At 35.9% G+C, this 18,337-nt stretch carries 18 protein-coding genes; 3 read left to right on the top strand and 15 right to left on the bottom strand.

The window, feature by feature from the left end:
* Window positions 1-202: 202 nt before the first annotated feature.
* The 5 genes from tssM to ACJZU6_RS18210 form a co-directional block, all read right to left on the bottom strand.
* Window positions 203-3,748, bottom strand: a complete 3,546-nt coding sequence (gene tssM / locus ACJZU6_RS18230) for a type VI secretion system membrane subunit TssM (RefSeq protein ID WP_408901020.1) — start codon at window positions 3,746-3,748, stop codon at window positions 203-205.
* 18 nt (window positions 3,749-3,766) lie between these two features.
* A complete protein-coding gene (gene tssA / locus ACJZU6_RS18225) occupies window positions 3,767-5,194 on the bottom strand; it encodes a type VI secretion system protein TssA (RefSeq protein ID WP_408901019.1) in 1,428 nt (475 codons plus the stop codon).
* 9 nt (window positions 5,195-5,203) lie between these two features.
* Window positions 5,204-5,905 carry a type VI secretion system-associated protein VasI gene (gene vasI, locus ACJZU6_RS18220; protein WP_408901018.1) on the bottom strand — a complete coding sequence of 234 codons (702 nt, stop codon included), beginning with the start codon at window positions 5,903-5,905 and terminating at the stop codon, window positions 5,204-5,206.
* The gene (locus ACJZU6_RS18215; RefSeq protein WP_408901017.1) at window positions 5,875-7,239 is read right to left on the bottom strand and encodes a sigma-54 interaction domain-containing protein; all 1,365 of its coding nucleotides are present in this window, start codon (window positions 7,237-7,239) and stop codon (window positions 5,875-5,877) included. Before ACJZU6_RS18215 ends, vasI begins: the two co-directional genes overlap by 31 nt.
* A 120-nt stretch (window positions 7,240-7,359) precedes the next feature.
* Window positions 7,360-8,537 (bottom strand): IS3 family transposase gene (locus ACJZU6_RS18210; protein WP_408900069.1). Its coding sequence is split into 2 segments (ribosomal slippage): window positions 7,360-8,279 and window positions 8,279-8,537, totalling 1,179 coding nucleotides; the frame shifts between segments, so codons are not numbered across the junction.
* A gap of 171 nt (window positions 8,538-8,708) precedes the next feature.
* On the opposite strand from ACJZU6_RS18210, the gene ACJZU6_RS18205 reads away from it, so the two are divergent.
* The gene (locus ACJZU6_RS18205) at window positions 8,709-9,206 is read left to right on the top strand and encodes a hypothetical protein (RefSeq protein WP_408901016.1); all 498 of its coding nucleotides are present in this window, start codon (window positions 8,709-8,711) and stop codon (window positions 9,204-9,206) included.
* A gap of 49 nt (window positions 9,207-9,255) precedes the next feature.
* Here the strand turns inward: ACJZU6_RS18205 and ACJZU6_RS18200 are convergent, their stop codons facing one another.
* Window positions 9,256-10,263 (bottom strand): formylglycine-generating enzyme family protein, encoded by a 1,008-nt coding sequence (locus ACJZU6_RS18200; protein ID WP_408901535.1) that lies wholly within the window; start codon window positions 10,261-10,263, stop codon window positions 9,256-9,258.
* 55 nt (window positions 10,264-10,318) lie between these two features.
* Window positions 10,319-11,440, bottom strand: a complete 1,122-nt coding sequence (locus ACJZU6_RS18195) for a type VI secretion system ImpA family N-terminal domain-containing protein (protein ID WP_408901534.1) — start codon at window positions 11,438-11,440, stop codon at window positions 10,319-10,321.
* Between the two features lie 365 nt (window positions 11,441-11,805).
* On the opposite strand from ACJZU6_RS18195, the gene ACJZU6_RS18190 reads away from it, so the two are divergent.
* Together ACJZU6_RS18190 and ACJZU6_RS18185 are read left to right on the top strand one after the other, a co-directional pair.
* Complete coding sequence (locus tag ACJZU6_RS18190) at window positions 11,806-12,324, top strand: Hcp family type VI secretion system effector (protein WP_045038862.1); 519 nt, start codon at window positions 11,806-11,808, stop codon at window positions 12,322-12,324.
* 167 nt (window positions 12,325-12,491) lie between these two features.
* Window positions 12,492-12,845 carry a hypothetical protein gene (locus tag ACJZU6_RS18185; protein WP_408901015.1) on the top strand — a complete coding sequence of 118 codons (354 nt, stop codon included), beginning with the start codon at window positions 12,492-12,494 and terminating at the stop codon, window positions 12,843-12,845.
* Between the two features lie 252 nt (window positions 12,846-13,097).
* On the opposite strand, the gene ACJZU6_RS18180 is transcribed toward ACJZU6_RS18185, so the two are convergent.
* From ACJZU6_RS18180 to blaALI, 8 genes are all read right to left on the bottom strand, one after another.
* Window positions 13,098-13,379, bottom strand: coding sequence for a hypothetical protein (locus ACJZU6_RS18180; protein ID WP_080156562.1), 282 nt, complete (start codon window positions 13,377-13,379; stop codon window positions 13,098-13,100).
* An 89-nt stretch (window positions 13,380-13,468) separates the two neighbouring features.
* Complete coding sequence (locus ACJZU6_RS18175; RefSeq protein WP_327764877.1) at window positions 13,469-13,939, bottom strand: pyrimidine dimer DNA glycosylase/endonuclease V; 471 nt, start codon at window positions 13,937-13,939, stop codon at window positions 13,469-13,471.
* Between the two features lie 62 nt (window positions 13,940-14,001).
* Window positions 14,002-14,478: a prolyl-tRNA synthetase associated domain-containing protein gene (locus ACJZU6_RS18170; RefSeq protein ID WP_158258972.1), complete on the bottom strand. Its 477-nt coding sequence runs from the start codon at window positions 14,476-14,478 to the stop codon at window positions 14,002-14,004.
* Between the two features lie 313 nt (window positions 14,479-14,791).
* Window positions 14,792-15,040 carry a DUF3297 family protein gene (locus ACJZU6_RS18165; protein ID WP_327764875.1) on the bottom strand — a complete coding sequence of 83 codons (249 nt, stop codon included), beginning with the start codon at window positions 15,038-15,040 and terminating at the stop codon, window positions 14,792-14,794.
* An 84-nt stretch (window positions 15,041-15,124) separates the two neighbouring features.
* The gene (locus tag ACJZU6_RS18160) at window positions 15,125-15,520 is read right to left on the bottom strand and encodes an ACT domain-containing protein (RefSeq protein ID WP_408901014.1); all 396 of its coding nucleotides are present in this window, start codon (window positions 15,518-15,520) and stop codon (window positions 15,125-15,127) included.
* Between the two features lie 85 nt (window positions 15,521-15,605).
* Window positions 15,606-16,172, bottom strand: coding sequence for a sugar O-acetyltransferase (locus ACJZU6_RS18155; protein ID WP_327764873.1), 567 nt, complete (start codon window positions 16,170-16,172; stop codon window positions 15,606-15,608).
* 142 nt (window positions 16,173-16,314) lie between these two features.
* The gene (gene msrA, locus ACJZU6_RS18150; protein ID WP_408901013.1) at window positions 16,315-16,809 is read right to left on the bottom strand and encodes a peptide-methionine (S)-S-oxide reductase MsrA; all 495 of its coding nucleotides are present in this window, start codon (window positions 16,807-16,809) and stop codon (window positions 16,315-16,317) included.
* A gap of 162 nt (window positions 16,810-16,971) precedes the next feature.
* Window positions 16,972-17,712, bottom strand: coding sequence for an ALI family subclass B1 metallo-beta-lactamase (blaALI, locus tag ACJZU6_RS18145; RefSeq protein ID WP_408901012.1), 741 nt, complete (start codon window positions 17,710-17,712; stop codon window positions 16,972-16,974).
* Window positions 17,713-18,337 lie beyond the last annotated feature (625 nt).

Below are 18,337 nucleotides of genomic sequence, written 5' to 3'. Positions count from 1 at the left end.
GTTGTATCGATTATGATCTCCAGCCATCCTGATAATTTAATATGCTACAACACTCAAACATACTTGTTGATTATGATGTTAAAATTAAACTAAAAATTATCGTAATATTTTACCTAAGCATATAATAGAGAAAAAGCTGCACAAGGCAGCTTCTTCTATCATTAATAAATCAGTAACTTTAATATCTAAAATAGATACTTAATTAATAAAGTGTCTTACTCAATTTAAAGTTCTTAAATAATGATGATGTGAATGGATTAGCGTCCTCTTCCGTATTTAGACGGTAAACAACATTACCGCCGTTGATCGAAAATCTGTAATCAATACTTGTTTCACTCGCACTTACAACCTGCCCTTGCTCAAGAAGACGGAAAAATGCCCATGGCCCTTGAATCGTAATAGCTCGCGGTGATAAATTCGCCGATGCTGGTACTAATGATAATTTAGATATCGAAGAATCCCGTAATGTATTGGGCCAAATGAGTTCTACTGGCCGACGAGAACCATGACTATATTCAATATATTGTCCATCAACATTAATAACGCTACGACGTTGGTTAGCACTTAAATTAATAGGTTCAAGTGTAAATTCAACATCCAAGATTCCTTTACGATTAAAAAATGCTTGCTGAATCTTTTTCGCATTGGCAAATTGCTTCAATACATCATTACGTAATAAGGATGACTTATTAGTACTATTCATATCCATTGAGAGCTTGTCATCAATGAATAATTTCAGCTCATTATTATAAAAATTATCCAATGTACCATTAGGTGCAAAGAAAGCTTCAAAATCCTTTAACGAGACATCTTTCGATGTATTATTATTAAATGGATAGCGAGACATTAACTTTTGTTGATATTCCTTATACACATCACTTTGCCAGCGTACTTCAACATACTTAATCGCTTCTTGTTTAACCACATACCAACTTTCTTCTGCGATTTCTTTAACTAAATTATCAAGTGGCTTGGGTAAATTAGTTGCTATTTGTTGAAGTGTATAAATAGGATCATTGCCTTTTAACGCAAGCCTATCTTTTGTTGCATCTAAAGCTGCTTTACCCCTATCCGGTGCATCTTGAATCGCTTTCATATAATGATAAAGTTGCTGTATTGAGGTCATCACTTCTTGTAAATACGCAGGCTGTTTATCATTGTTATCTAATATTAAATCTATATCAGTAAACGGGGTTGCGATCATTGACGCTACTTGATATTGCGGTGACGTCATTAACGCCAAACGCGCTTTATCATTTTCAGGTAATGTTGGAAATAACTGCGTATTTATATCAACAGTTTTAATAAAGCGCTCTATTGGTTGCTTATGTCCAACTATATTACTCAAAATAGTTACAGCGTCATTAATGTCTGAAAAATATTTAATTTCAATATTATTTAATGCTAATTGCCATGTATTCACATAATCATCAACATACAAATCACGAATTTTCTGGCGTAACACTTGTTTATCTTCAGCACTAAATTTAGCGACGGTTGACTCACCTAATACCCAACTATCAACAAGCGCAACATCAGACAATGACTCAACTTTAGGTAAAAAATAGCTATTAAAGCCTTTTTTAGTCAATAACTGTGGAATGTTTAGAGCATCATCTTCTATATGCTGGCCAAACACAATTTCAAACACTGGACCAACTGATTTTTTAATATTTAAAGGAGCACCAAGCTCTTGCTCTGCTGTATGCTTTAAATTGTCATAAACACGATCAGCTAAGTCTACAGAACTAAGATCTTGTTGAGTTCCTTCAATTAAATTATCGTATGGCTTCATGACTAAAATCGCATTTCTATTATCATCATTACGAAGGCCTTGAAGATCAGTGTACTCTAATGAATAATTTAAATGCGCAAGCAATTGTTCTTGAGTTTTAGCATCATTAGGAAAAGCATGCTGCCAAATCTTTGAAAAATATCGACTTACAACATCATCCTGTCGCCCACTGCGATCGGTTAACATTCGAAATACTCTCAATGCTGATAACTCTTGTTGCTCTGAATTAGCATCATTAATATCGACAGCAAGTTGTTTCATTAATGAAGGCAAGAATTTAAATTGTAATAGCCCTAAATAGGTTTCTTCAACTTTGGGTCCAATCTTATGTCCTTGATAGAGCCCCATATCAGATACAAACTTAGGTTTATCTTGAAATACTCCAAACTCTAGTGTTGCTTGACGGATTGAATTTAATGATGCTAATAACTCTTGTTCTGAACGCATCAACTTAACGTTTGAATATTCATTTTTAAATTGATTAACTTGACTCAGTACTGCATTTTCATGAGCAATATTTTGAGTATAATAACGCTGCCATCCACCTATCAATAATACAGATGCAATACTACATGCTAATACTGACATCCAGAGTACTTTTGCTTTATGTCTGATAACACGTAAACTGTCAGATGCAATACCCGCTTCTGGATAAATAATTTCATTAAAAAGTTTCTTTACAAAAAAAGTGGTCGAGTTTTTAGAGTGTTGTGCACTATTAATCGTATTTGATAAACCGTAACGACGAGATGCGGCATCAACGAACACATTAGTTGGTACTCCTTGTTGATAGACAGACATAAAGTAAATACCACGAATTAATGCCGGTGTTGAAAATTGATCACTTGCAAAAGCATCTTTTAATAACTGCTTTAATACATCATGTAACCCAGCTACTTGACGAGAAAAGCTGTAAATAGCACTACGTTCTTCAGTATCAACAGCATGACGTAATACAAAGGGTAACGAATCGTTAACACGTTCAATAAACTGAATATAATTTTGATCAAATTCAGTTAGCCAATAATCGAAATCTTTTATAGTATTAAGAGAAAAAGTAAAACCCATTACTTCTTCTCGCTGACTCTGAGTATAGTTACGGAAATAGGGATCAAAACCATGCAACAAATCTAATTTTGTCAGCGTAATATACACGGGCATTCGTGTTGATAATATCTCCATCAACTCACGTAATCGAGCTCGTAATAAATTAGCGTATGCAAGACGTTCAGCAACAGTTGAACTTGCAAGATGCTCAATATCAAGAGCAATAACAACCCCATTTAATGGCCGTTGGGAACGCGTTTTTTCTAGCCAACTAACAAAATTAAGCCATAAGCGTCGTTCCATCTCTCCGCTATTCTTTTCTTCATTTTGACGCTGCGTCAATAATTCACCATCAGGATCAATCAATACGGCGTCATCACTAATCCACCAATCAAAAGAATATGGATTTTCACTTTTTTTCCCTGATGCACGCATGACACTAGAAAATACAAAATTCTGGTTAGAACGATTAATCAGGCTTGTTTTACCTGCATTTTCTAACCCTAATACCAAATACCAAGGCAAACTATATAGATAGTTACGTTTATTTAAATTTTGTTTTAGCTCACCCATAACTTGGTTAAGTTCAATCTGCTGACGCTCTTCTAACCGTTTAATAGGATCTTCAACTAATCTCTCTTCGTGTGCTTTATCTTTATTTATACGTTGTAAACTATGCCATTGCATCAAGCCCCATACCGTAAAACAACACAACGAAAAAATAATGCTCAAGACAACACGAGATGTGACTGTCGTTAAAGGTTGCTGACCTTCAATGTCTAACCAAGGTCCCGCCCACCAGATAGCAACATTTATTAGAATAAATGTTGCTAACATAATCACAGGTAATGATGTTTTAAAACTTGAAGCAAGCCTGAAGCCGATTGATCTTATTAAATTCCACATTTTATATTTTCCCTGTGGTTATTCTGCTGCAATATTATTTTCAATTTGTTTAATTAATGCGGGTTCCCATTCTGTAACCGACATTGCATTTACTTGATGATGTAAAGTCTGATATTGCTCTGCTGCCATTGCGGTCAATGAATTAGCCTTCATCACATCGGCTGATAATAACCGCCAATAAAAGGCATCACGTGGTTCTGTCGCTTGTGATAACCCCTCATTAAGCATTTTAAGAGAAGGTGCAATTCCCTCTTCTTGTACGAGTACAAGTGCTTCATTACGTTTATCATTCCAACAACCGATTTGGTTAACTTCTGCAATATTGAAATCACCGACAGAGGTATCTAACCACGTCAAGGTCGCTTCGCTAATAAATGGAACCCCTCCTTTAAATAAATACGTTTTCAATGCTGGTAATCGCTGCATAAAACGGTGTAATTCATCTTTAATAATTTCTGCCCATGTGTCTTCTTCCAGCGCCATTGCGATGCGGTAACTTAAATAATGCCCATCTAACCAATAAGGCGCTTTAGTTAAGCTTTCTTCCACTCGACGCCACAATTCAATATCAGCTCCACGCTGTAAGCCATCTTCATAATCACTAATACGATCCAATGAAACGGGCATTAACTGCGTTTCTCCATTCATATTGGCATCAGGTAAACTATGAATTGAATACCACATTGCAAAACGACGAATACGGATACTTAACATCACACCATCACCGCCAAGATCAGAAAGACATTCAACTGCTTTCAGGAGTGATATTTTAAAATTACGATCACTGCTATTATCGATGTCTAAATTAGGTATCGGTACTGATGTTGTGACATTGCTACACGAATCTATAGTTGAGGGGGCTATTACCTTTGGATCATTAACTTTATATGTACTATCGACTTGCGCTAATTTATGGCGCAAACGTGCATTAATATCATCAATAACCTCTATTGGTAACTTCAGCCCTTCAGCATGCAGATAAAGCTCTTGTAACAACGTTGTTAACTCGGTTTTAAGATCAGCATCAAACAAAGTACTGTCTAATTTATCTGTAGCGACATATGTTCGCTGACAAATTTGATTAAAAAACTTTTTACGGTGAACAGCACCACGTTCACCTGGTCTTGGTTGACATTCAAGCCAAAAACACGAGATAAAATCGACCAACACACCAATAGATAAAGTGAAGCGTTCAGGCGTAGGTTTATATTGCAGGCACTGTATTAACACTGTCAGTAATTTGATATCTTTCGATTTTGTTGAGAGTAAATTTACGGCACTCTTTTCAACTTTTTCCCATTGCACTTCACCATGAGCGAGGGAGCCAACTTTCATCATCTGACTATCAATAAAATTCAGCTGAGGATCATCTTTCAAGCGCTCACCAACAGGATTGTCTGTCATTATTGGAGTAAGCAGTTGCTCTCTAAAGCTTGTCATTGACATTTAATACTCCTACCAACGACAAATTTCTCGCATTGGCTTAACAGCCTCAGCAAGATTTTTATTATCAAACTCTACATTATCAATACCGGCTATATCTGAGCGTAATATCAATTGTGGAGCAGAAATCATCGCCTTTATTGCATCAATTGCGGGTATTCCACGGCCAGAGCGCAATAAATAACCACTGTCATCACTGATCCAATCTTGCGTTACAACAGGAGAACCAGGGATTGATACAGTAACTTTTCCCGCTTTAATTGGGTGCGGTAAAATTAATTGAATACGAGTTATTTTTTCAAAACAAGATAACATCAAAATTGGAGCCAATTGAGTCTTAGATTGTGACGAAACATTTATTGCAGTTACAGTTAACCACATACGTGAAAAGTCATTCCCTTCATCTTGCTGATTTAAAATAAATCCTTCTTTTTCTCCACGTTTTTTTTCACTATTAACAGCTCGTACCCATGATGGAGGGTACTGAATAACCTCCTTGTCTATCAATGATTTAGATGTCACTGGCGTATTTAAAACACTATCAAAACAGTGTAGCCTTTCAAGCTTTGATTCAATATCTCGGCATTGTTGAGCCTGCTCTAACGTAGTCAATAGATTTGGTTGCGCAGACACTAAACTAGGTACGAAAGCCAAACTTAGCGATAGTACTATCCATTTCATTATCATCTGATCTGGATCTCCAATTTTTGACATTTATGTGCCAATGTTCGTTTAGGTAAACCTAAACTTGCCGCAGCTTTGGCACGATCACCATTGTATTGTTCTAATCGATTGCAAATAATGGCTTTTTCGTAAACTTCTAAAGCGGTACGTAAATCATTAATCATTGAAAAATCATTATCATTAGTAACAAGCTTCTCCACTTCCATTTTTATACCCAATGGAAGCTTGGTGGTAAATGCTGACTTTTCAATCAACACTCCACATTGAGTTTGCACACAAGCAAATTCAATTAATGACCGTAATTCACGGACATTGCCCGGATAATCAAGACTTTTAAGTTTATTAAGTGCCGAAAGTGACAAGCCTAAAATATTGCGTTGTTCACGATCGTTATATTGGCGAATAAAATAAGTTGCTAATTCATCAATATCATTTAATCGACTATTTAAATTTGGAACCAATAATGGGTATTGGTATATACGATAATAAAGATCTTGCCTAAAACCGCCGTCATTCACGCTTTGACGTAAATTAACATGGGTTGCAGCAATTAAACGAAAGTTAGAAGATTGTTCTTTATTCGATCCTAATGGGCGATACTGACACGTTTCCAATACACGTAATAATTTAGCTTGCAAAGCTAAGGGCAACTCCCCCATCTCATCGAGAAACAATGAACCACCATCAGCTTGGGCAATCAATCCCTTACGGCTAGTCAATGCACCAGTGAATGCGCCTTTCTCATAACCAAATAATTCACTTTCAAGTAGATTCTCTGGTATTGCAGCGCAATTAATCGCTACAAAAGATTTATTACGACGAGATGACAAACTATGTACTGCTTTTGCTACCAGTTCTTTACCTGAACCAGTTTCTCCCTGAATAAATACCGTAAGATTAGAACTAGCAGCCATTGCTATCTGCTCTCGCAGCTGTTCCATAACAGCACTATTTCCAATCAACTTACATGCCATATCTAACCAAGCATTTTTTTCCTGTTGCTGCGCTTTTAACCGTACAATAGAATCACTCAATTGTTGTTTATGCGAATTTTGCATATCCATATCTTTGAGTAACATCCACTGCGCCACAAAAGCATCACTAAACTCGTGCCAATTGTCGTCTGTCAATAATCCATTAATAATATCTTGCTTACCGATCAATACTTGAATTGCAGCAATTTGTTTATGACTATTAAATAATGGTGCAATTAATAAACTACTATTAATATCAACCAGTTCAGCTAATTGCTTAAATGCTTTATTCTGTTGCCAATAAACCAACCGATTATGATCAAGTAAAATCAATGATGCTTGTTGTAATACATGAGAAAATGGATGATCAAAATCATTAACATCCCACACCCAATCTGTATTATCGGCAACAGATAAGGCTCGACCATCCTCTGTTGGATAAACAATATAGCTAGCCGTTAACGCTAACTCCTGTTTTAACGTAGTGTTATAAAACTCAGTCTGAAGTGGTCAAGTAAAATTGGCCACTGATTTGTATTCATTATTAAATCGGCGTTCTGATTCATTAGGCGTCAAGCCACCGTTATATTGATGGGGCCTGACTTGGTTGTAATATCGGATAATATATTCAGTGATCGCCACTTTAGCTTCATTCGATGAGCGATAACCCGCAGTTGGCATCCACTCTGTTTTAAAACTTCTAAAAAATCGTTCCATTGGGGCGTTATCCCAACAATTTCCACGTCGACTCATACTTTGTGTAATTTGATACCGCCAAAGTAATCGGCGATATTGTTTACTTGTGTAATGACAGCCTTGATCTGAATGAAACATAACACTTTTAGGCGCCCCTCGAACTTCATAAGCCATCGAAAGGGCTTTACCTGTTAGATCTGTATTGGGTGAGCCTGACGTTGCCCAACCAATCACTTTACGGGCAAATAAATCAATCACAACAGCAAGGTACAACCAACGTTGTCCTGACCAAATATATGTCACGTCGCCACACCAAACCTGATTAGGCTCAGTAACTGCAAACTGGCGATCTAATGTATTGGGAATATTTAAATGTTCATTTTCTACTTTTTTATAACGATGTTTTTTAACCTGACAACTGACTAATCCTAGTTGTTTCATGATGTTAGTTGCCTTATATCGACTTAACGGCACGCCTTTAGTCGTAACGATACCTGCAATTGTTCTGGCTCCAGCAGAGCCACTACTGGCACGATGTGCAGCCTTCACTTCACTAGATAATAGCACTTGCTCTTTTGACTGCGTTTTAGGCCGTTTAGTCCAATATTTATAGCTACTGCGATGAATATCAAAGACATGACAAAGGATAGATACAGGATAATAAGCTTTTAATTCATCAACTAATATGAAGTTTTGAATGAGTCCGAGGCCAAAAGAGCGGTTGCTTTTTTTAGTATTTCTTTCTCCATTTCAATCCGTTTAATCTTCTTCTCTAATTCACGAATTTTAAGCTGATCAGGCGTCATTGGTGTTGCTTTCGGTGTCATTCCACCACGTTCATCTTTCAGCTGTCGAACCCACTTATCCATTGTTGATTTACCAACATTCATTGCTTCCGCAGCTTCTTTTACAGAGTAGCCTTGGTCTAAAACGAGTTGTGCTGATTCTAATCGAAATTCAGGTGTAAAATTAGGGCGTATTCTTTTAGTCATAGTGTCACCTATTAAATTATGAGGTGATGATATCACCTCTAACTAGGTGGCCAAATTAACTATGCCACTTCAAGTGTCTATCTTGCTTTTTCAGATATAAACAAAAATACAATAAAAAACGCAATTAAAATAGGTGATATTAAATTAAACAATTGGTGGGGTGAACGGTTAGTGTACATAAAGAATAAATCCTTTATTTCAGATGAAGCAAAACGTTTGAGCCACCGAATTTTAAACCAAGCAACATACAGTAATGTGAATATTAAAACCTTACCCCCAGAAACGATTGGAATAATGCTTAATACTTTAATTCACACCTATTGGTGGAATCTAGAAGAACCACAAGAAAATGCTATTTGTTTATTGTTAAAAGGAGCTATACGTTCTTGGCGTAAATTTATTGAAGTGTTAGCACATATGAATGAAACAGGTAAAAAACAAAATTCTGACACAGATCTTATAGATAATTTACAAAGAATTAATTATATTTTAGATGGTAGGCAACAATTTGAATTTAATCAATGGCTAAGCCAATTAGCATCGTTAAATCATTTACAAAATCTAGGAATGATTCCTCCCTCTTTAATGCAACCACAACAAGTAAAAGCACCATTCACTGTGTCTAATTTAACGCAAAAAAGAAAAAAACAACAAAATTTAGATCAATAACATTATAAGTGGACAATAAGCAATAATTATTGTCCACACAAACTATGTATTATTTGACAGGTATTATTTGTTGTACTGCACAACGGAAACCATTTGATAAATAATATATTTGTTGAATAGGAACAGCATGAGCTCTACTAGTTGTCAAAGGCTTAATAATACTTCGGAGCACTTTTTCTGTTCCATTCGCTGGACCTTGAGGATCATATTCAGTTGAATGTTGATAATAATCTTTTGCATACCAATCATTCATCCATTCTCTAGCATTACCAGCCATATCGTATAGACCTAACGGATTAGGTGGATAACGTTTAATATGCCCATACTCACCATAGTTCCACTCATCTTTTTTATAATCCACATAGATATCACCCACTAAATAATGACCGCCTTCAGGTTGAAGATAACCGTTATTCGTTGGGTAATAAATATATTTACCTCGATCCCTAGCTGCATATTCCCATTGTGCTTCTGTCGGTAAATCAATTGGATACCCTGTTAGATCTCCTAGCCATAAACAATAATCTTTTGCTTCCTGCCACGTTTTGGTTGGAGTCGGCTTATTTTTAAATTGTTCATCAGGAATATTGTATTTTTCTCTCATATCAGCATCAACTATAGGGAGATCATGTGCTCGTTGAAAAGCATCAAAGCCATAATATGTAGTTTCATGATTAGCTAATGAATAGTTACTCAATGTCACTTTATGAATAAAGTCAGCACCAGTTTCAGGATTTGACATTGAAGTATTACATTTAACATCTGGCGACCAATCCATCCTATCGGTTGTTATCGGATCACAAGGACCTTTAAATGCGCCCATCATAAAGGTCCCCCCCTTAATAAACACCATGCTTTCTAGTGATTCAACAGCAACAGCCACGATTTGATGTTGAAGTTTGGTATCTGCATCAGGGTAAAGCTTTTTTACTTTCGCTTCTATTTGATTGATTTTTTCAGCTGGTACCGTTTTACTGGTTACTGAAGCAGTTGTCTCTCCATTACATGCTGTTAATACACATGTGCTTATTAGTATACTCAGATATTTTCTATACATCACTTAACCCAACCTTCCTTATTCTTATCCATTCATTAAACAATGCTCATAGTCTTTAAATATTTTTACTTAGACTTTCTAATTGTGAAAATTTTAATGCTAAGCCTTTTATTTCACTATCAAGTTGTTGAAGCTCTTTTTGTACTTCTGGCTGATTTTTATTAATTATTTGTTGCTCAATATAACTAATTCTTCCATAAACGGGTGATAAACCAATCGCGTAATCGTTGAGATCTTCTGATAATGAGGCCATCTTATTGTTTTTACTTTGGCTCATTGTTTGTTGTAAGTTTGCAATATTGGTTCTGGTAAGCTTAAAACGTCGATATTGTGTCTCAAACCGCTCTTTAATATCGGCAATATGCGTTTGATTTGGTTCTATTTGTATATCAGTCGCAGGGCGTAAAGATAAAGGAATACTCAGTGATTTATTCACACTAGACACAGGGAACGAATCTTGATGATCCACCTTAGGCGTTGTGGGCTCTAAATACCCTTTAATCACAAAAACTGATAATCCTACTAGTAAACCTAAGCAAAATATCCAATATGGACGTATGCGGTGTTTATTCTTATGCGATGGTAATTCAGGCGGAATATCATCCACCTTATCCATCTGCTTTTCTTCAACTAACGCTATTGGCTTTATATTCCCTTCAAGATAATCGACATGTTCAAAAATCACATAGCTAATGGCTTCTAAATCAGGAACATGTTGAGGATGGACATCAAGAAACAGTTCATAAATTTCTTTACAACAACGCTCACAACGATAAAGATCTTTTAATTGTGACTGCTTAGGTTCTAATCGACGTAAGTCATCACCTAATCTGGCAATCAACCAACGATAGAGATCTGCACATTTTATGAGATTAGCATCGTTATTATTATAAAGGTGCATCAGCGCAGCAAGTTGAAGTTCAAGACCATTAGCGAGCCCACCTATCCCACTCTCTTTTACTAATGCTGTCGTATAATAAAGTGTCGTCAGAAAGTTTAATCCGTCAGTGCGAGCAAGATCCTCACACAACCTCTTAACTTTATCCCAATCGATTTTTCCATAGGAGGGATTATTAAGGCGATTAATCTCATCTCTAATCAATTGATATCTTGTTGAATTTCTAAGTGTGCTTTCGTCATCCACAAACGTAAATTGTCGACCGTGATAAAAACCCATCGTACTCAATGGTTACTACTCCCCATAAAAATAGATCAAACGCTGTGACAAAGCACATATGTTATTTCGTACTACCTACAACGAGCTATATCATGCAATTATCAAGCCAACAGTAAAAATTACAACCTATTGAAATTAAATGAATATTTTCCTTTGCCTCCATTTTAGGCAATAACTTGCTCAATATGAGCAACATCTTGCCCGTTGAGCAATAAATGGCCCGGCATAAGCAACAACTCGCCCACAGCTATTTCCACTTAAAACAAACAGCATTAAAAACAATAAGTTATATTAAATTAAATCTTGGCATGCATCCTGCTTTAAGTACAAATACATTCTAACTTATTAATATAAAGGACATTACAATGCCAACTCCTTGTTATATCTCTATCCAAGGTCGTACTCAGGGCAACATCACCGCAGGTTCATTTACCGCTGATTCAGTCGGTAACATTTACGTTGAAGGCCACGAAGACCAAATGCTAGTGCAAGAGTTTAAGCATGTCGTGACCGTGCCAACTGATCCACAATCAGGTCAACCTGCTGGCCAACGTGTTCATAAACCTTTTAAATTTACTGTGGCATTAAACAAATCTGTACCACTGATGTACAACGCATTGGCATCAGGTGAAATGCTGCCAACAGTTGAGCTTAAGTGGTACCGCACTTCTGTTGAAGGTAAGCAAGAGCATTACTTCACAACTACGTTAACCGATGCAACGATTGTAAATATCGACAATCAAATGCCACATTGCCAAGATTCAACCAAAGCTGATTTCACTCAGCTTATTGAAGTTTCAATGGCTTACCGTAAAATTAACTGGGATCATACGGTTTCAGGCACATCTGGTGCTGATGACTGGCGCGCACCGTTAGAAGCATAAATATCAAATAACTATTGCCCGCACTGTCATTACCGCGCGGGCTTTTGTCGTTTATGTCTTTGCTAAGGCATTATTCGCTGCTATTACAGAGGTTCCACAAGAAATTAACCCTATATTTCCCCTACCTCAACTAGCACGTATTTACTGTAAGTAACCGTATTATTAATATGAATATCATTAAATTTAAGCTTGGCAATATTACTTATCACTTTACCGTTTCAAAACAGCAAGAAGCATTATTATCATTAACAGATGAAGTCACTATCGATCTAGCGACATGGCAAGGATTTTCTGAAGCATTAGATGCCTCTATTTTAAAAGCTATTCCTGAAGCGCTAACACCGCCATCAACACAAGAAATTAAGCACGCTCAAACTATTGCACACGAACTAAATCTCTCTCTACCAGAGAATTACACTAAACAAGCTATCGTATGCCGACAATTTATTCAGCAGCACCTTATTGCTCATCAACGGTTATTATCAATGTTTAATAACGTAAAAGGTAAATTACTAAAATAGCAATTTAATAACTAATACGATTAATGCAACTAATAGATACGGCGATTATTATAATAAAAAATAGATCAACAAAGGTTAATATATTGATTTGCAAATAAAACTAATGCGTATCGTTCGTGTTTGTAGTATTGAATACAGCCTATAACGTTATACTTGAGGTATAAATCTCAAGTACTTTTATAATAATTGGAATTTCATAAGAATTGGAACTCAATAATAAAAATAACTTTCTTATTAAGTCCCAATAAAGAATTAGATAATCTTAACACCTTCCGTTTCAAGCACACTGTTAGCACCCGCACGATCGATGATCTTAACGAGAACAGATTGAATCGTTTCATCTTCTCGAACGTCATTTTCACTTACAAACTTTTGTTCTTGAGGCTCGGCACCTTCTGCAAGCGTAAAGGTAACAACCACTTCCGTTGCAATATTCGATGTTTTACCAAAGTAGGCAAAAGAAAGCTGAGGGTAACCTTTAAAGCCTTTTTTAACTTGTTTTGCGATACGTTTTTTAGCTTTATCTACATTCATCATTAACCCTTGCTTATTATCGAATAAAATCAAAATGGTACCAAAACATAATACGTTGATTATAGCGACGATAATACTTAAATTATGCATTAAGCAGCGTAAAACCACTCTGGAGGAGATCGTTTGGTCCATTTAGCAAAGGCTGCCTTGTCACCGCGATAAAAATTACGATAAGCCTCAATCGCATTCGCTTCTACTTTATAATCATTTGGCATAGCCTGAGCAAATGGCGTTAATCCTATGGCATCATACGAATGACGCTCAATCTTTGCTAATACCGCAATCGATTTATGATCAGTTGTTTTATTGTACCTAAATTTATATTCTTTATTTAATGCTAACGTTAATGCTTTTAACCAGAGAAAGTTATCATAAGATTGCTCAACCCAGAGCACGCAAGGATGATTCATATGGGTTGATTTATACGGTGTCGTAAATCCTTTTTTATTAAGCGCCGTACATAAAAGCTGCACACTTTCTAAAATCATTTTAACCACATGTTGATCACAATGATATTGAGCACATTTTTCAATATCATGATCTAAAATAAAAATATTCATCGCATCATCCCTTATTGAACATACTAATAGCTTAGCTCAATATAAAATGCTGCTCGTGGATTTTATATCTCTATTTCAGTGTACTGACGTTGATAATGCGCTAACAGTTGTTGTATTCCCGTTATCGGAATCTCTAATGTTGCAGTATTTGTAAAGGGATGACACTGTATGGATGAGTAATTAAATATACTTTTATCAATAATTAATTCAACCGCTGCTTGTGTATCTTTAACAATATCCAAAATAGAAACAGAGCCCGCACTGGTGCCTAAGTATTTCTCTAAGCGATTACCGGATGCGAAACTTAAACCTGAAACGTTTAACATTTGGCTTAATCTTTTAAAATCAACGGTTTTATCGTCCATCATAATAATTAAGAAATGACGATTACCTTTCTTATTTTTAATAAACAGATTTTTGGTTGCTGCACCATCAATATCTAAAGCTAATAAGTGCGCTTGCTCACAATTAAACACCGCAGGATGCTGAAACTTTTTATAATCAATGCCTAGCTCATCAAGTATCTTATATATATTCATGCTTAACTCCATTTTAGCGAATATTTAAATACTTTATTACTATTTCATTTATTACCCTCTAAGTAAATATGAATAATAACCAATAACAAGTATCGAACTAATCGCGATAAATCAGCCGCAATGTATTTTTAATAACCAGGCAATTTTAAATAATAAGGGGATGTAAAATAAGGAAGGAGTACAGTAGCTTTTTTATTGATCAAATAGGGCCTAATCATTATTAGACCCTAAGATCATCATATCGATTGCTACCTACACGGTAAACAATGATAGTAATGCAGTTAACGGTCAACCATTAACTCAGTGCTGCATCTTACTTATAAAAAGCTTCAACAGTGCCTTTTAGCGTAATAAGCATTGGGTTACCGCGACGATCTAATGCTTTAGGTGACGGTACTTTTACCCAACCTTCACTGATGCAGTATTCTTCAACATCAAAACGCTCTTTACCATTTAGTCGAATGCCAATTTCGAATTCAAAAGCAGCTTCTAGGAAGTGTGGGCTACGAGGATTACCAGAAAGGTGATCAGGTAAAGTTGGTCGTGATGTAGTATCGGTCATGATGGTGCCTGTTGAAAATAAAAAGTGCGCTATTGTAGACAATCTCGGACTAACGCTCAAGAGCTGTATTAATAGAACTAAAAACTAAGCATTAAATGACTGCAATGCAATCATAGCCACATCTGCTTTTGTCGCCTGAACAAAAATATGATCATGGTAATAAGCAGCAACTACATTTGCGCTAATATTATGCTCGGCTAACTTCGCCGACACAGCAGCAGTTAGCCCAACCGCCTCTAAACTTGAATGAACCGTTAATGTAATTTGACGAAAAGAGCCACTAAACGCTAATTGTGCCTTCTCTGCTACCTTTTTTTCAAGGATCAGCGTTAGCCCTTCCGCTTCTATAAACGTGGCTTTTGGCTGTAAATCAACATACTCTTTTAACTCACCTGTAACCGTACAGAATACAAACTCTGACTCGACTAGAACAGGTTTCATTGAGGCTAACAATTCACTTAACTCTGTAATACCTGACATAACTTATCTCTCTCCATGATAATTACATATCAATAAATGTTTAACCCATATTTGATTAAACATTTATCGCATTAAGCTCATATCTTTATACAGAGATTGACTGAGTTTCAAGTGTTTTTGTTACTCGACAAGGATTCCCAACCGCTACACTATTAATTGGAATATCACGGGTTACTACGCTGCCCGCCCCTATCACACAATTATCACCAATGGTTACCCCTGGTAATATTGACACATTGCCACCAATCCAAACATTATTACCGATACTAACATTCGCGCCATATTCTTGATGTTGACGTTCGATAGGATCTAAAGGATGTGTGGCGGTTGAAATCATCACATGGGGACCAATCAGCACATTATTGCCAATCGTGACTTTGCAGACATCAAGAATAGTTAAATTATGGTTTGAATAAAAATTACTGCCGACTTCAATATTATAGCCATAATCACAGAAGAAATTTGGCTCAATGTGAGCTCTGTCTTTAATGATCAATAATGCTTTTAATATCGCCATTTGATCTTCAAGCTGCGTAGGATCAGCGATATTAAAGCGATGACAAACAGATTTAGCATGCATTCGATCAGCAAAGAGTTGTTCATCACCCGCGTTATAAGCAAGGCCAGCTAGCATTTTGTCTTTTTCGTTCATGGTGACTTTCCAGAGTAAAATAAAGCCACCATTAAAGTGTATTTCTCAATTTTAGTATGTGTGCTATTACTCAATTATGAAAAATCACTCAAGTTAAGTGCCATTATTTCAATCACATAATGACACTTATTATTTATAATAATTACTCAGGTAATACCCAATCCGGACGAGGGAAATGACAGGTATAGCCATTGGGTTGATGCAACAAATAATCTTGATGTTCAGATTCAGCATGCCAAAAATCACCAGCAGGCACGACTTCCGTCACAATTGGTCCCGGCCACACACCAGAAGCATCCATCCGTTTAATCAGATCTTCAGCAATGTTTTTTTGCTCATTAGAGGTATAAAAAATAGCTGAGCGGTAAGATGTACCAAGATCATTGCCTTGACGATTTACGGTCGATGGATCGTGTATTTGAAAAAAATAAGCGAGGATTTTAGTAAAATTAGTCTGTGTGGTATCAAAGATAATCTCAATCGCTTCAGCATGAGTTCCATGATTGCGGTAGGTCGCATTTTCAACATCACCGCCCGTATAACCGACCTGCGTTGCAATCACGCCCTGCTGACGACGAATAAGATCTTGCATACCCCAAAAACACCCACCAGCCAGTATTGCTTTTTCGAGACTCATATCATTACTCCTATTGCCACATTGCGTGAACTTATGACTTTTCATACAACCATAAGTTGATATTTATCGCAATTAGAAATTTTTCTCGCATTTAATCATGGCAGAAATTGATTAACTACTAGAATTAATAAGATTTCACTGATGTTCTATTGTTATATCAATTTATAAACTATTAACAATATCAATAGTATGGCTAATAATACTCGTGCCTTTACTAACATTACCATGCCCAGGAACGACGAATAAAGCTTCAGGATATTTAGTTAATACTTTTTGAGCAGACTCCGCCCATTCTTTTATATCGGCATCACCAGTCCATCCTATCGTATTAACTTCATTTGCTCGCATTAAACAACCACCAAGTAATACTTTTTCTTTAGGTAACCATACAACTGAATTGTCTTGAGAATGACCAGCGCCTGGATAGAATACCTCTATTTTATTTTCTAATAACACAAAATTATCATCTGAAAAATCATGGTTAGCGGCTGTTTTTTTATCACCTTTCAACAATTTATTGGTCAATGCTGAGGCGTATGTCTCAAAGTGATGATCTTGTAAATATTCTAACCCGCCAGTTTGATCTTCATGAAAATGAGTAAATACCGTTTTCTTTAGCGTTAATCCTCTATTTTCAATCCACTTCGTCAATTGAGGCATATTCGACGAATTCCATGGTGTATCAATTAAATAAGCATCCTTGCCATCAACATACACTAATGAATTAGCATCCATTAAAATAGGTTTATCTGGATTCTTTGAATTCTTAAATTCACGGTACGATTTAACCAAAAAGATGTTATTTGTGATGTTTTCAAATTCAAGAGGTTTAACTAACCTATCTGTTGCAGAAGCATTAAAGCCAATCAACGTACTGAATAGTACTAAAGAAAATTTAAACATAAATTCCATTCCTTTTGTTTAATATTATTGTGAATATACAATATTTACTCATCTTTAATCGTTAGAAAAATGTAAAATAAATCCTTCCACCAGCAATAAGCTCTCGAATATAAAATTTACAGTTCATTATTTTAAATTCTTTGTTAAATCAGTTCTATTCCCATATTTCAAGATCAACAAAACCTACAATCCTGACGGTTATCGCAGTATTTTCAGGTAATTATAAGAAACTATCTCTAATTAGGGTGTGACTAACTGACTTTCCTTTGTATCAATGCCACCTACATGTAGTTTGAATACACACATTCAGAACCCTCTACTACTTACGTTAGCATAATGTTCTATAAAACAGTTTACAATGTTCAAGCCAAGCGTCTGGTGTTATTCCCAATTGCTATAAAATCTTTGGCTGTGGTTTGTTGTTTCCTAATAAATACCTAATGTTAAAAAACCTATTAGGAATCCAAATGAAACACCCCACACATCTGCGTTTGTTTGCATTTTTATAAATTTACCCCATATGTACTTATTCTCAATCATCACCAATAGGGTAATAATTGGAACCAAACACATAAAAAGCATGGTTTTATCTAGCAAAAAAGGAAATTGACCAAGCAATAAACTG

The organism is Photobacterium piscicola (assembly GCF_046058925.1).
Taxonomy (GTDB): domain Bacteria; phylum Pseudomonadota; class Gammaproteobacteria; order Enterobacterales; family Vibrionaceae; genus Photobacterium; species Photobacterium piscicola.
This window is presented reverse-complemented; position numbering and strand designations above follow the sequence as displayed.

Excerpts from the sequence above, each read along its gene's own strand:
- ACJZU6_RS18195 (WP_408901534.1), bottom strand. The coding sequence starts at position 11,440 with ATGGGTTTTTATCACGGTCGACAATTTACGTTTGTGGATGACGAAAGC.
- ACJZU6_RS18200 (WP_408901535.1), bottom strand. The coding sequence starts at position 10,263 with ATGTATAGAAAATATCTGAGTATACTAATAAGCACATGTGTATTAACA.
- tssM (WP_408901020.1), bottom strand. The coding sequence starts at position 3,748 with ATGTGGAATTTAATAAGATCAATCGGCTTCAGGCTTGCTTCAAGTTTT.
- ACJZU6_RS18190 (WP_045038862.1), top strand. The coding sequence starts at position 11,806 with ATGCCAACTCCTTGTTATATCTCTATCCAAGGTCGTACTCAGGGCAAC.
- vasI (WP_408901018.1), bottom strand. The coding sequence starts at position 5,905 with ATGTCAAAAATTGGAGATCCAGATCAGATGATAATGAAATGGATAGTA.
- ACJZU6_RS18175 (WP_327764877.1), bottom strand. The coding sequence starts at position 13,939 with ATGAATATTTTTATTTTAGATCATGATATTGAAAAATGTGCTCAATAT.
- ACJZU6_RS18155 (WP_327764873.1), bottom strand. The coding sequence starts at position 16,172 with ATGAACGAAAAAGACAAAATGCTAGCTGGCCTTGCTTATAACGCGGGT.
- ACJZU6_RS18185 (WP_408901015.1), top strand. The coding sequence starts at position 12,492 with ATGAATATCATTAAATTTAAGCTTGGCAATATTACTTATCACTTTACC.
- ACJZU6_RS18170 (WP_158258972.1), bottom strand. The coding sequence starts at position 14,478 with ATGAATATATATAAGATACTTGATGAGCTAGGCATTGATTATAAAAAG.
- msrA (WP_408901013.1), bottom strand. The coding sequence starts at position 16,809 with ATGAGTCTCGAAAAAGCAATACTGGCTGGTGGGTGTTTTTGGGGTATG.
- ACJZU6_RS18160 (WP_408901014.1), bottom strand. The coding sequence starts at position 15,520 with ATGTCAGGTATTACAGAGTTAAGTGAATTGTTAGCCTCAATGAAACCT.
- ACJZU6_RS18165 (WP_327764875.1), bottom strand. The coding sequence starts at position 15,040 with ATGACCGATACTACATCACGACCAACTTTACCTGATCACCTTTCTGGT.
- ACJZU6_RS18180 (WP_080156562.1), bottom strand. The coding sequence starts at position 13,379 with ATGAATGTAGATAAAGCTAAAAAACGTATCGCAAAACAAGTTAAAAAA.
- blaALI (WP_408901012.1), bottom strand. The coding sequence starts at position 17,712 with ATGTTTAAATTTTCTTTAGTACTATTCAGTACGTTGATTGGCTTTAAT.
- tssA (WP_408901019.1), bottom strand. The coding sequence starts at position 5,194 with ATGTCAATGACAAGCTTTAGAGAGCAACTGCTTACTCCAATAATGACA.